The sequence below is a fragment of the Pseudomonas sp. AC136 genome (genome assembly GCF_979258585.1).
On record NZ_OZ409865.1, the window covers coordinates 3,984,209 to 3,997,213 of the forward strand.

Annotated in this window: 11 protein-coding genes; 9 read left to right on the forward strand and 2 right to left on the reverse strand. The window is 58.0% G+C overall.

Translation table 11 applies throughout. The features are described from left to right. The first annotated feature begins 29 nt into the window (after window positions 1-29). The 6 genes from ACZZZU_RS17825 (at window position 30) to ACZZZU_RS17850 (ending at window position 8,076) form a co-directional block, all read left to right on the forward strand. On the forward strand, window positions 30-2,729 hold the full coding sequence (locus ACZZZU_RS17825; RefSeq protein ID WP_463551359.1) for a hypothetical protein: 2,700 nt from the start codon (window positions 30-32) through the stop codon (window positions 2,727-2,729). Next, window positions 2,726-3,214, forward strand: coding sequence for a hypothetical protein (locus ACZZZU_RS17830; protein ID WP_463551360.1), 489 nt, complete (start codon window positions 2,726-2,728; stop codon window positions 3,212-3,214). Before ACZZZU_RS17825 ends, ACZZZU_RS17830 begins: the two co-directional genes overlap by 4 nt. Window positions 3,215-4,100: 886 nt before the next feature. Continuing rightward, window positions 4,101-4,364 carry a PAAR domain-containing protein gene (locus ACZZZU_RS17835; RefSeq protein WP_463551361.1) on the forward strand — a complete coding sequence of 88 codons (264 nt, stop codon included), beginning with the start codon at window positions 4,101-4,103 and terminating at the stop codon, window positions 4,362-4,364. Then, on the forward strand, window positions 4,364-5,587 hold the full coding sequence (locus ACZZZU_RS17840; RefSeq protein ID WP_463551362.1) for a hypothetical protein: 1,224 nt from the start codon (window positions 4,364-4,366) through the stop codon (window positions 5,585-5,587). The genes ACZZZU_RS17835 and ACZZZU_RS17840 overlap by 1 nt, the downstream gene beginning before the upstream one ends. 136 nt (window positions 5,588-5,723) lie before the next feature. Continuing rightward, window positions 5,724-6,641, forward strand: a complete 918-nt coding sequence (locus tag ACZZZU_RS17845) for a LysR family transcriptional regulator (RefSeq protein WP_463551363.1) — start codon at window positions 5,724-5,726, stop codon at window positions 6,639-6,641. Window positions 6,642-6,654: 13 nt separating this feature from the next. Then, window positions 6,655-8,076, forward strand: coding sequence for a mechanosensitive ion channel domain-containing protein (locus ACZZZU_RS17850; RefSeq protein WP_463551364.1), 1,422 nt, complete (start codon window positions 6,655-6,657; stop codon window positions 8,074-8,076). 72 nt (window positions 8,077-8,148) lie between these two features. Here the strand turns inward: ACZZZU_RS17850 and ACZZZU_RS17855 are convergent, their stop codons facing one another. After that, complete coding sequence (locus ACZZZU_RS17855) at window positions 8,149-9,165, reverse strand: alpha/beta hydrolase (RefSeq protein WP_463551365.1); 1,017 nt, start codon at window positions 9,163-9,165, stop codon at window positions 8,149-8,151. Window positions 9,166-9,425: 260 nt separating this feature from the next. On the opposite strand from ACZZZU_RS17855, the gene ACZZZU_RS17860 reads away from it, so the two are divergent. The 3 genes from ACZZZU_RS17860 to ACZZZU_RS17870 all read left to right on the forward strand — a co-directional run bounded on the left by ACZZZU_RS17860 (window position 9,426) and on the right by ACZZZU_RS17870 (window position 11,566). Next, on the forward strand, window positions 9,426-9,638 hold the full coding sequence (locus ACZZZU_RS17860; protein ID WP_122493102.1) for a hypothetical protein: 213 nt from the start codon (window positions 9,426-9,428) through the stop codon (window positions 9,636-9,638). Window positions 9,639-9,798: 160 nt separating this feature from the next. After that, a complete protein-coding gene (locus ACZZZU_RS17865; RefSeq protein WP_463552152.1) occupies window positions 9,799-10,908 on the forward strand; it encodes an alkene reductase in 1,110 nt (369 codons plus the stop codon). A gap of 64 nt (window positions 10,909-10,972) precedes the next feature. Then, a complete protein-coding gene (locus ACZZZU_RS17870) occupies window positions 10,973-11,566 on the forward strand; it encodes a lysozyme inhibitor LprI family protein (protein ID WP_463551366.1) in 594 nt (197 codons plus the stop codon). Between the two features lie 103 nt (window positions 11,567-11,669). On the opposite strand, the gene ACZZZU_RS17875 is transcribed toward ACZZZU_RS17870, so the two are convergent. Continuing rightward, window positions 11,670-12,872 carry an NAD(P)/FAD-dependent oxidoreductase gene (locus ACZZZU_RS17875; protein WP_463551367.1) on the reverse strand — a complete coding sequence of 401 codons (1,203 nt, stop codon included), beginning with the start codon at window positions 12,870-12,872 and terminating at the stop codon, window positions 11,670-11,672. Between the last annotated feature and the right edge of the window lie 133 nt (window positions 12,873-13,005).

Below are 13,005 nucleotides of genomic sequence, written 5' to 3' on the forward strand. Positions count from 1 at the left end.
CCGGCTAAAATCAGGAGCATTTCGCAACGATGTTCAGCTTAATCGCCAAACTCCGCCAAGCCGTGGCGATATCCGGGCCAGACGCGGTGTTCCCTAAAACACCCATGCCCGTTTGCCCGACACCGCCCGCTGCGCCGACGTATCCGGAATTGGCGCCCGTGCAAAACTGGAGTCACCCATTTAAGGACACCAGCAACCCACTGCTGCAACTGACCCAGTTAGCCAAAGCCACCTCCGGCTACTTCCCCCTAGGGCGAAATGGCCTTTGGCATAACGGCGTGCATTTCGACGGTGGCACCGCCGGCACGTTGGACCAAACCAGCGTGCACTGCCTGGCCGACGGCGAAGTGGTGGCCTATCGCATCGACGACACGGCGCCCACCGTGCGTTACAGCGACAATCGCCAGACCATTGCCAAGCCGGCCTCACGCAACTTCGTGCTGGTTCGCCATTGCCTTCAGCCGCCACCGATTGCGGGCAATGCCGACACGCAGCCCCGTTTGATCCTGTACAGCCTGTATATGCACCTGCAGGACTGGGCCGATTACAAAGACGCCCCGCTGACCAAGCGTCCCGAATTCTGGACCCTCCCATTCGCGTGCGAGGTAAGCGAAGACGCCAACGATTTGCGCCGCGCCAACCCGTACGACACCACTGCAGCAGGGCGCCCGCTGGACGAAGGCGGTGCGACGGTGTGGGGGAATAAAGGCGATGCAGTGCTCGGTTTTTTGCCGCGCGGCACAGCTGTAAATCTGCGTGCCGAAGGCAAATTCGTTCGGCTGGAAGGCGTGGGCCCGGCGTACTTGCAGGATGCTCAAGGCGAGCTAAAAGGCTACGTCGCCGCCCGGTTTCTAAAGCCAACCCCGCAAGGCGAGTGTTGGGTCGACACCAATCCCGGCGGGCTAAACGTTCGCGCTGAGGCCAGCGTGAACAGCGAAATTATCGGCAAGCTGCCGCACTTTTCCCAAATTACCGTTAGCGGCAAAGGCGATTTCCGCAAACTGGAACGCGTCAACCAGTACGTCGCTAACAAGTCGCTGAAACGCGTGCGTGAACCCCAGGCGCAGAACCACACCGTAGTGCTGGAAAAACCGGTACCCATCAAGGCAGGCGACCTGATCGGCCACATCGGTCTGTATCAGGAGGTTGGCGAGCACCAACCCGAAAAGAAACTGCACTTGGAGGTATTCAGCCCCAGCGGCGTACCCGCCTTTATCGAAGCGAGCCGCGCGTGGGCGCAACGGCTACCCGACGCAGAAAAAACCTGGCTGCACTTCCCCAAAGGCACGATGGTAGTCGCCGACCAACCCCACTTTGGCATCGCCCAGCCACCGAGCAAATACTGGCAAAACAGCTTGAGCGCCGCACCCCTGTTGCTGCCCCGCAACCTCATCGACTCCCTCCCCGCAGAAAACAAAATCCGTGTTCCAGCGAAGCACGGCGAAGCGGCCTGTACCTGGTACCGACTGGACGGCCTGTTCCACGACATCAATCGAATCCTGCTGAGCGGCTGGGTATGCGAACACGCGCAAGGCGTCGAATGGCATAGCCCCTGGGCGTGGAAAGACTGGGATATCGTGTTCAACAGCAACTCCCTGGAACAGCTGTTCGCTTCCCAGCTTTGCGTCAAAAACCGCCTCAACGAAGAAGACTTGGCACGGTTCGGGCGCATGGCCGAGAAAGGCGACAAAGGACCACTGAAAACCGCACTTCATGAAAAAATCGACCTCGACAACGGCCACCCACTGACCGCCAACGACGTACAGCAAGCCATCCAACTTCCCGCCTATGCGCAACAGGTTGCCAGCGTCATTTTATTCAGCGAAAGCGAATGGATGTACCGCCCACAAAAACTAAGTGCGCTGGATAAGCTGACTAACCGAAGCAATATAAGCAAGAACCTAAACTGGGAGGCGGAGAAAGAACGAATTGAACAGTTTGACTGGATGACTGAGGCAGGAGAGAAGTTAGGATTGCCTGGGCATGGGCAGATGTATCACTTTCATCCGGTTTGGTTGCTGGGCATGTTGTCGGAGAAGAATCCACTGCGAATAACCTACAAGCAGCTAAAGCAAATATTCCCCTCCGCGACGGATGAAGATATCCATGCCGTGCTAAGCGAAGTCAACGATCGTTTAGTTGAATTCAAGCTGGACACGCGGTTGAGGCAGCGGCATTTCTTTGCTCAGATTAAAGGCGAAGTAGGCCCGAAGATGAAAGCAGTAACGGAAAGCTGGGAGTATTCGCCCGAAACGCTGAAGAAATTTAGCGTCTACTATAGAAATCACCCCGAAGAAGCGATAGCTGATGGTTACCTGAAAGATGACAGCGGAAAAATTATTCGCGGAGCTAACCAATATTCGATCGGGCGAAAGCACTTCCAAAATCTGAACGGAAACCGCGCATCGTCTCAAGAGGATGGGTACAACTACCGAGGGCGAGGTTTAATTCAGCTGACAGGTTTCAAAAAGTACGCCGACTTTATGTCTTCGCATAAAACTCTTTGGGTCGACGAGGCCCCTGACGTCTTGGGCAATCCGCATTTATTGAATGAGATGCCGACAGCTATAAGGAGCGCTATGTGGTTCTGGTTGCGCGATGTTGTTAAATTTGAAGAAGGAGGAGGTTTGGAAGATGTAAAGCTAGTAACCCGCTACGTGAACGGCGGAAAGATGGGGCTCGCAGAGCGAGAGGCCGCTTTCAAGCTTTGTGAGGAAGTATTTAAATGAAAACTGCTTATTTCTTTTACTTGGCCATACTTGTTAGCTGGACGACCTCAGGGAGTTTAAGGGCTGAAGATGAAAGCCTTTGCGTATCGGGCGAGACAATGATCGCGACCTGTCAAATAGAAAGAAATAAAACGACAATGTCGATATGTGCGGCGGACGGGGACAAGGTCGTCTATCGAAGCGGCACACCTGAAAAACTTGGCCCGGTCATTGAGTTTACGCAAGCGTCCCCCCTTACTCGATGGGTTGATTTAGGTACATATACAACATATTTCGGATATCGGGCCGGAGAGTACGCATACATATTGGGAGTCCCGGAAGAGAAATACGGGGCCATTGCCTTTTTTTCGCTCACAGAAAGAAACAAGCGATTAGATACCATCGATTGCGCAGATAACTCTTTCGGCGAAAAACGCTATCTAAGTCGAGCAATTAAAGATATCGACGATGAGTTTGCTCGAGCCAATAAATCTACGCTTCCCTAAACTGCGAAAGCTTTTCGATGACGTGATAGGTCCGACCGAGCCATTCGATTGTAGTTTTAAAGGCTTGGCCACCATCGACAAGAAACGTTAAACATCTCGGTGCAGCGAAGTATCTCCGACAAACGAAAGCCACCCGAGACACCATCTATGGAATGCGGAGATTTTAAAATGAGAAAGCATCTAAATTTATTCTCACTGATGCTCGCTTCTTTTTTCTTGGTGCCGCATATTGAGGCGAGAACCCGTTATTTGAATCTCACGGAAACTATGTGCGTAAGGGGCGAGACAGTCTATATTAGTTGCATCGCTAGATGCTGGGCCAACGCCAAATGACTATGACGGTCGAGTAGCTTCAGTATGCGCAAAAGGTAATACATCGCCCGATTTGGGTTGCGTTCAGTACCGCTATGGAATTCCAGGTGCGGAAGCGGAATTTACGTTTCCGCGCAAAAGTTGCCGCCGCGAGGAAGATTGACGATATATGCACCTGCGGACGGCCAGAGCGCATCTCTGCGCTTTAGAGATGGCAAAAAAGTATATGCTTTTGAGGATCACGGCCTTTCAGGATACAAGTTAATCGTCACGGACAACGGGCATGAAGTTATTAACAAATGGTGTGACGGCCCCGGGATAAATTATCTGATAGACAGTGCATACATAGCTATCGAGCAGAGCCAATCTGAGACTGGCCCGTAATACATCAATAGTCGAATAGACCGCAAATGTTTGCTCTGCCCGAGTTGGGTTAATTTAAAATAAATCGCGCCAATTTCTATCGGTTCGAACCCATCGGCTGTGCAGATAACTTTTTTGGCGAAAGAAGGTATTTAAATCGAGCAGTTAAAGATCTCGGGTCCACCGTCAACAATTAAAAGTGAATAGGCTTATGAACGGCATTATCCGTATCGGCGACAAAACTACAGGTGGCGGGGTTGTACTTGCAGGCTCCGCCGAGATGATTTTTGACAAGCTGGGCGGGGCGCGCGTTGGTGATCAAGTCAGTTGCCCGCTGCCCGGACATGGCCCCTCCGTTATTGTCCAAGGCGATCCGTCGTTTTGCGACAACAACGTGCCTGTCGCTTTCCATGGGCACAAGTGCGCGTGCGGTTGTGCGCTGATTTCTTCCTTACCAACAGTGGATGCAAGCTGATGGCTGTCAGGATCGACAAGGTAATGGCACCGGCGCCCGGGTTCGCCAGTCCGGGCGTTGTGGCTTGGCTTCTGACGCTGGCTTTTGTGATGGGGTGTGTTCTGTGCGTGCAGTTTCTGATGCTGGAGGACTTCCGCGCTCCTCTGCCTGAGCGTTTCTGGATTGAAGCCATTGCCGCGTCATTGCTTGTATGGCTGGTTTTGTTTGTCGGGCGCATTTTTGTTTTTATGTCCGACTTCGCTACGGTAGAGCGCTGGCGCCGTATACGGCATGGCGAACTTGCGGATGCGATGGTGGTAGGGCGTCGATTTCAACACGTAGTGGCGGTCAGCTTGCATACCGCACTGCGCGACGTGGATGAAAATAACGGCGACGCGCAGTTGGCGGCATTAAGTAACGGGAAGTCGGCTGTACGCGCTCAGCCGACATGGGCAGGGGAGTCTTTGCGGCACAGCCATCTTGCTCGTGAGGAAGGTGACACGCCCGCGCAAGTTGTCGAGACGATATTGGCGAAAATTCTCGATGAGCTGGCGCCCGCGCTGCAGTTGTTTCCCGCGAACAAGCCTCTGGATCTGCTGCTGCAGCTATCCGGCGAGGTTCCGCTGGAACATATGCAAGCCCTTTGGGAGCAAGCGTGGCGCGCGGCGGGCATTCAGCAAAAGCTGAGGCGTTTAGAGGGAAGTGGGCTGGCCGTGGCGGATCGGCGGCTGGATTCGGATGGGAAAGTTGACGCCCTGTTGCTGGTGGTGGCGCTACGGGTGGGGCCTGCTGAGATTGCTGAAAGTGCTGAGGTCGCGGTCGGGTTGTTGCTTGCAAACCCAACGTCGCCACCTGCCAGGCCATTGGCGTATTTGCATCGTCCTGAACAGGAACATGCGCCCACCCAGGCGGGCCTGAGGTACGCGGTTTCCCAGGCGCTGGAATGGGTTCCGGTCGAGGCCTCTGCGGTAGGGACAGTTTGGTCAGCCGGCGTACACGCTGCTCGCGAGACGGAGCTGGCAACCGTGCTTGGCGAGCTGGCGATGCCGTTGACGGACGAGCACGGCATGCATCGGCTGGACGCACTGCTCGGGCAGTCCGGGGATTGCGCACCCTGGTTGGCAATCGCGGCTGCCGTCGAGTCGGCGTCGGCGACGGCGCGGGCTCAATTGGTGGTCAGTGGTGAAGGTGCCGGTGATAAGCCGTTATGGTGCACCGTGGTCGCGCCGGCTTCGAGCCAATAAGCCACGCGGCCTTGCCGTTTGCTCGTCTCCCGCAAATTCCTTCCACAGGTCAGCACCAAAATCCTATCCTTGTCCGCTAACCGGCGGTAACGATACCGGTTTGTTTGTCACCTCGTTCTGAGGACAAGGAGTACCCGTGGGGCCCGACGCTACTAATTTTGACTGGAACGACATTCCGCTCCTGCTGGCTTTGGCGCGCGAAGGCAGCATGAGCGCGGCCGGGCGCACGTTGGGTATCGACCCGTCGACCATGAGCCGGCGTCTTGCGGCCGCCGAGTCGGCACTGCAGCGCCGGCTGTTTATTCGCGACAACTCCGGCTACCACGCCACCGAAGCCGGCACGGTGTTTCTCACCTATGCCGAGCGCGTGCTGGGCGATGTGAAAAGCATGCTGCTCGACACCTGCAGCGAGGCCGACGGCGTGGCCGGGCCGGTGCGCATCACCTCCATCGATTTCCTGTTCAGCCATTGGCTGGTCGAACACATGCCGGCGCTGATGGAATGCCATCCGCAGCTGCAGCTGCAATTGCTGGTGGCGAATCAGGCGCTGTCGTTCACCCGTCGCGAAGCAGACTTCGCCTTGCGCCTGGCGCGTCCGCACGATGACGCGGCCTTGGTGATGCGCAAAATCGGTGAGCTGGGTTTTGCCGTGTATGGCGCCGAGCGGTTCGCCGACATTCCTCGTGATCTCTGGTGCGAACAACCCTGGTTGGCCTACGGCGAAGAATTGTCGGAGATGGCCGAGATGCGCTGGCTGCGCGACATTGCGCCGCTGGCCCACTACCCGTTGCGGGTGAGTAGCGTCAGCACACTGGTCAATGCCTGCGAAACCGGTTTGGGGCTGGCCTTGTTGCCCTGCTTGCTGGGTGACCGCATCCAGCTCAAACGCCTCAGCGATGATGTGGAAGTGCACCGCGAAGTCTGGTTGCTGAGCCACCGTGACGCCGGGCGCATCGGCCGTTTTCAGGCGGTGGCCAACTGGTTGAAAGACGTGTTCGAAAAAGACGCTGTACGCTTGCGCGGTGAATGTCGCGCGCCGGCGCCGCCCCTTTGAATCAGGAAGACCCATGTTCGAGCTGATCAACAGTCATCTGCTGCTAATCGCCGCCGCCTTGCTGCTGGTGGACATCGCCGCCTGGCGACTGCTGCCGGCCGACGCCAAACTCTGGCGCGTGGTGCTGCGTGTGGTGTTTTTCCTTGCTTACAGCCTGGTGATTGTTGAAGCCGGTCTTAGCCCGTTGCTGCCGCCGCCCTGGCAGACGCCGGCGCTGAATGTGCTCGGTTCGGTATTGGGCATCGCCTGGTGGCTGATGCTCGCGCGCGCGGGCACGGTGCTGATGGGCGTGGTGCTGATGCCGCGCAGCGGCCATACCGGACGGCTGTTGCAAGACGTACTCGGGGCGCTGATTTTCCTACTCGCCGCCGTAGCCGCAGCGGCGTATGTGATGCAACTGCCGGTCAAGGGCTTGCTCGCCACCTCGGGCATTGTCGCCATCGTGATCGGCTTGGCCTTGCAGAGCACCTTGAGCGATGTGTTCTCCGGCATCGTGCTGAACACCACCAAGCCGTATCGACTGGATGACTGGATCAGCATTGACGGCGTGGAAGGCCAGGTTATTGAGATCGACTGGCGCGCCACTTACCTGCGCACCGCGCAGGGCAGCACAGTGGTGATCCCCAACTCGGTGGCCGCAAAAACCAAGGTCATCAACCTTAATCGCGCGGCTAATGTGCAGGGCGTTTCTATCAGCATTAGCGTGCCGGCTGCGGTGCGTCCGCGCGTGGTCATCGAGGCGCTGGAAAAAACCTTGCAGGGCGTTCGCGCGCTGCTGCCCAAGCCGCCGGGCCGTGTCTCGGTAAAAGGTTCGGATCTGGAGTCGGTTGAATACGAAGCCAGCGGCTTTATCGCGGCGGGCAGCAGCAGTGCCGAAGCGCGCAACCTGATGTTCGACCTTGCCCATCGGCATCTCGAAGCGGCGGGCGTGCAGCGCGGCAGCGAAGTGCCGGCGAGCCGGATGCGTGCGGTATTGGATGACGTGAAAATCTTCAGATCCCTTAGCGGCGATCAGAAAGACGAACTCAGCCAGCACATGCAGGCGCAACGCTTTGTGGCCGGGCAAGTGGTGCTGGATTTTGAGCAGGTGTCCGAGCATCTGATGGTGATCGGCACCGGTGTGGTGTCGGCGTCGGTGCCGGCCAATGGCGGCGATTTCGTCGAGGCGGGGCGCATGGGCCCCGGCGAAGTATTGGGCGAGGAGGGCGTCACCGACGGCGTGCCGTCCCATGGCCGTTTCGTTGCGCTCACCTCCGCGATTATTTATCTCATCGAAAAAGAGCAGTTTCAGCATTGCCTGCAAGAAAGCACTGAGGTGTCGAGCGCCTTGACGAAGCTGCACGCCTTTCGCATGAGCGCCACCGATTCGTTGCTGTTGCAAAAGCCGGCAGAAGTGAAGAAGGGCAAATTCCTAAGTTGGTTACAGCGTACCTAGCGGCCCGTTTCGCAGGCATGAAAAAGCCGCCGACGTTTTCGCGTCGGCGGCTTTTTGGTTTTCCGCGTTGGGTTATTGCAGGTGTTTTTTCAGTTCGCCACCGGCTTGCAACATCGCCGATTTCGCGCCGCTGATGTGGGCCAGCGGGTTGAGCAAACCGAAGTCATGGATCATGCCGTTGTAGCGGGTAGTGGTGACTTCCACGCCTGCCGCATCGAGCTTACGGCCGTACGCTTCGCCTTCATCACGCAGCACGTCGAACTCGGCGGTCTGGATCAGGGTTGGCGGCAAGCCTTTGAGTTGGTCCAGGCTGGCACGCAGCGGCGACACGTGGATGTTGGCGCGTTCTTTGGCGTCGGTGGTGTAGTTATTCCAGAACCATTTCATCAGCGGTTTGGTGAGGAAGTGGCCCTGGGCAAATTGGTTATACGAACGGGTTTCCAAGTTGGCATCCGTCACTGGCCACAGCAGGGCCTGGAAGCGCAGTTTTGGTGTGCCTTTTTCTTTGGCCATCAGCGCCACCGCAGCGGTCATGTTGCCGCCCACGCTATTACCGGCAACGGCCAAGCGAGTGCCGTCCACATTGATTTCCTGACCGTGCTCAGCCACCCATTTGGTCGCTGCGTACGCTTGGTTGATGGCAGTGGGGTAGTGCGCTTCAGGCGACGGCGTGTAGTCGACATACACCGCGACCGCACCAGAATTCACCACTAGGTCGTGAATCAAACGGGCGTGGGTTGGGTAGTCGCCCAGCACCCAGCCACCACCGTGGAAAAACATAAAGACAGGCAAGGTGCCGGTAACGCCGGCCGGGCGCACGATGGTCAGCTTGATGCTCTGGCCGTCGGCGTTGATGACTTTGTCTTCTACCTGCGTATCGGAAAGATCGAACTTCACCGAAGCCTGTGCGCCGGTCAGCACAGCGCGTGCATCTTTAGGTGTCATCTGCTCAAGCGGTTTGCCGCCACCGGCTTCCAGGGCCTGCAGAAAGGCCTGAGTGTCCTGCTCCACGCCTGGGCTGCCAGCGGCAAACGCGGCGTTGAACGATAACGTCATGGCGGCGGCGATCAGGGTTTTTTGCAGTTTCATGGTGAAGCTCCTTAAAGAATTGAGAAACCGAATTAGGTAGTGCCGTAAGGTGGGTCTGCGCTGTGTGCCAGACCGTGAGCAAATGATGGCGGTACGGCGAAAGGTTCGGAATAGACAGGGCTGCACGGGCACTTTGCAGAACTGCAAGGGCGCTGTTGCACGAACGCAAGTGGGATTTCGGCGTGACAGAAACGCAGAAGAATCTAGGGTTAAGGGGTCAAACGCCTGAAGCCGTCGACCCGTTTCAGTGAGGGGGAAGTATGCGAACCATCGTCAGTCGAGAGCCGTGGTGGGCCAAGCCGCCATTACCGGGGCAGGGAGAAATGCAGTTGGAATGGGGCTATCTCGTGGTGTACAGCGACGGGGTCTTCGAGTTCGAACATGTGCGCCCCAGTGATGAGGAAATTCGTCAGCGCAAAGGTTGCCGCGTGCACCATTCGGAGCGCGAGCCGAATGCCAAGTCGTCTTTCTGACTAAGCGCCCTTCGCGCTCACTACGCGTCGCAGAAAGCGCACATTTTTAATCATTCCTTGAAGGTGCTTCTCAGGCGGCTGGGTGTTTGCCCGCTGTGAGATCGGTGATGGTACGGCCACGTTTACCGTCGTCACTTAATCAAGGAATCGACTCATGAACATGGCTCCCCACCTGTTTGAACCTCTGCAACTGGGCACGCAGCAACTGCCTAACCGAATCGTGATGGCGCCGATGACGCGGTCGCGCACCGACCAGCCCGGCGACGTGCCCAATCAACTGATGGCCGAGTATTACGCCCAGCGCGCCAGTGCCGGCTTGATCGTCACCGAAGCCACGCAAATAAGCCCGCAAGGCAAGGGATACAGCTTTACGCCGGGCATCTACAACGCAGAACAGGTCGCCGGCTGGAAGCGCGTGACCGACGCGGTGCACGCGCAGGGCGGTCGAATTTTCATCCAGCTGTGGCATGTGGGGCGTATGTCGCACCACAGCTTTCACGCCGACCAAACGCCGGTCGCGCCTTCGGCCATCAAAGCCGACGCGCAGGTATGGGTGGTCGGTGACGACGGTGTGGGCCGCATGGTCGATGTGAGCATGCCGCGCGCGCTGTCGCTTGAAGACATCAACAGCGTGATCGGCGATTACCGCCGCGCTGCCCGCAACGCGATGGTTGCTGGTTTCGACGGAGTGGAAATCCATGCCGGTAATGGTTACCTGATCGATGAGTTCCTGCGCACCACCTCTAATTTGCGCGAAGACCAGTACGGCGGCAGCCGCGATAACCGCGTGCGGTTTCTGTACGAAGTGGCGAGTGGCATTGCCGAGGAAATTGGTGCGGCGCGGACCGGCGTTCGCATGGCACCCTTTATCACCGCACGCGGTATGAATTGTCCTGACGTTATCCCGACGATTCTGTTGGCTGCACAGAAACTGCAGGGCTTGGGCGTGAGTTATATCCACCTAGCCGAGGCTGATTGGGATGACGCACCGCAGGTGCCAGAAGACTTTCGTCATCAATTGAGGGCGGTTTATCAGGGGCGGGTAATTGTGGCTGGACGCTACGACTTGCAACGCGCCGAGGCCATTTTGGCTGCCGGCCTTGCAGACCTGGTTGCGTTCGGCAGAGCCTTCGTCGCCAATCCCGATTTGCCCGCCCGGCTGCTCCATGGCTGGCCATTGGCAGGCTTTGACGCCAGTCAGCTATTCGGCGGTAACGAGCGGGGCTACAGCGACTACCCGCGTTATGCTGCCACGGTCGAACCGGCCTGAAATCAGCTCGGCTGGGTTTGGTATCAGGCTGCTCAATCGGGGGTCGTTTAACGGGAGGGGCATGATGAATCTGAAATTTCGAGTGTTTGGCCTGGCGCTTTTTTCGGCGCTGTGGCCGGTAAGTTACGCGAACGCGGCATCGTTCAACTGCGCCAAGGTGGCCGCCGGCAGCGTTGAAGCGTTGGTGTGTAAAACGCCCGCGCTGAGCGCGCTGGACGATGACTTGGCACGGGTCTACAAGCAGGCCCAAGCCAAGGCCAAAAGCGAAAAGCCGTCCACTCTCAAAGCAGAGCAGCGTGGCTGGCTGAAAGCGCGTGATGAATGCTGGAAGACCGGTGACAAAAACCAGTGCCTGACCGACAGCTACCGGCGCCGCATCGCCGAGTTGCAGGCGCATTACGCGCTGGTGGCGGGTAAGGGGCCGATACGTTTTGTCTGCGATAACAAGGCCACCAACGTCGTCACCGCCACGTTTTACCCGACACAGCCTTCCACCCTGATAGCGAGCTACGGCGACAGCACCTCGTTGATGTTCGCACGCTCGATGGGCGCTAGCAGCGAGTACCAGGGCCGCAATGAATCGTTCGAACTGCATGACGACGGCGCAACGGTTGTCTGGGGCTATGAGGCGACCCCGATGCACTGCCAGAAAAACTAGAAGGTCCGTCGCGCGTGCAGGGCTTCTCTGCATAGAATCCTGCACGCGCGGCAGAGTATTCGCGGGGGGAGCAGCAACGGTCTTGGTGCGCCTGTTTTCCCGCTTACGCCACCACAGGGATCAACGGATCGGCTGCCGCCAACGCTTCGGCGCGATCGGCTTTAGGCGGATAAATCCAGAAGCCGTTGATTTCACTTTTGATCCGCTTGCCTTCATCGCGCACAAATTTCACCTCGCGTTGCCAGCCCTCGGTAAACACCGCTCCCCAAGCGCCCAAGTCCAGGCACGTAACGTACTTGACCTGGCTGTAAGCAATAGGCGCGACGCCCAGCAAGTCGGCGGCCGCGTTATTGCCGGCCGAGCGGCCCAGGGCGATGGCATGTTGGCAGGTCATCAGCGCGTAATTGCCGCTGTCGTCGACCTGCGCGTAGGCCACATCGCCCGTGGCATAAACGTCGGCCTGGCCCAGCACTTTCAGGTTCCGGTCCACGTGCAAGCGGCCTTGGTTATCCCGCTCGCCAGGCACTTGTGCCGTGAGGGCGCTGGCCCGCACGCCGACGGTCCAGATAACGGTGTGGGCTTCGATACGTTGACCCTCCGCGAGGGTCACGCCAGTGGCGTCTACCGATGCGACGCTGCTGTTCAGCCGCCATTCGACACCCAGTTCTTCACACGCCTGGGCAACAAGCTGCTGGGGACCATCGCCCATTGCGCCGCCGATTTGGCCGCCGCGATCAACCACAATCACCCGTACATCCGCATCGGCCCCGAGTGCTGCGCGCAGCCGCGCCGGCATTTCGGTCGCCGTTTCGATACCGGTAAATCCGCCACCCGCCACCACCACGGTGTTGCGCGCCGTAGAGACAGGGCGTTGGCTGAGGGCGTTCAGGTGCTGTTCCAACTGCATGGCGTGTTCGATTTGATCGACGTCAAACGCGTGCTCAAGCCCTGGCAGCTCTGGCCGCCATACCTTGCTGCCGCTGGCCAATACCAGGCGGTCGTAAGTGAGCGTAGCGAGAACGCCAGCGCCGTCCCGGTAACCGATCTGCTTGCCGGCGACGTCAATTTCTTCCACGCTGCCCTGCACAAAGCGAACACCGACCGCATCGAACAGCTCGCCCAGCGGCGCAGTCATGCCGTGAACGTTGGGCTCATAGAAACGCGGGCGAATGCGCAGCTCGGCTTGCGGTGCGAGGACCGCTACTTCGGTGTCGGTGTGATGGTGTTGGTCCAGCAGACGTGCTGCGCTTAGAGCGCTCCACATACCCGCGAAGCCCGCGCCGACGATCAGAATGCGTTGTTTCATGTTCTTATCTCTTTTATTGGAAGGAAAAGTCGCTGAAGAACGAGTACATCAATCGCCTTAGGCCCGGGCAGGCTGTTGCTCTCGTAACGCCGACTATAGTTGTCGGAGTTATGCGCTTCAAGTGGATTTTTTA

Coding starts and splice junctions, on each gene's coding strand:
- ACZZZU_RS17825 (WP_463551359.1), top strand. CDS start 30: ATGTTCAGCTTAATCGCCAAACTCCGCCAAGCCGTGGCGATATCCGGG.
- ACZZZU_RS17830 (WP_463551360.1), top strand. CDS start 2,726: ATGAAAACTGCTTATTTCTTTTACTTGGCCATACTTGTTAGCTGGACG.
- ACZZZU_RS17835 (WP_463551361.1), top strand. CDS start 4,101: ATGAACGGCATTATCCGTATCGGCGACAAAACTACAGGTGGCGGGGTT.
- ACZZZU_RS17840 (WP_463551362.1), top strand. CDS start 4,364: ATGGCTGTCAGGATCGACAAGGTAATGGCACCGGCGCCCGGGTTCGCC.
- ACZZZU_RS17850 (WP_463551364.1), top strand. CDS start 6,655: ATGTTCGAGCTGATCAACAGTCATCTGCTGCTAATCGCCGCCGCCTTG.
- ACZZZU_RS17855 (WP_463551365.1), bottom strand. CDS start 9,165: ATGAAACTGCAAAAAACCCTGATCGCCGCCGCCATGACGTTATCGTTC.
- ACZZZU_RS17860 (WP_122493102.1), top strand. CDS start 9,426: ATGCGAACCATCGTCAGTCGAGAGCCGTGGTGGGCCAAGCCGCCATTA.
- ACZZZU_RS17865 (WP_463552152.1), top strand. CDS start 9,799: ATGGCTCCCCACCTGTTTGAACCTCTGCAACTGGGCACGCAGCAACTG.
- ACZZZU_RS17870 (WP_463551366.1), top strand. CDS start 10,973: ATGAATCTGAAATTTCGAGTGTTTGGCCTGGCGCTTTTTTCGGCGCTG.
- ACZZZU_RS17875 (WP_463551367.1), bottom strand. CDS start 12,872: ATGAAACAACGCATTCTGATCGTCGGCGCGGGCTTCGCGGGTATGTGG.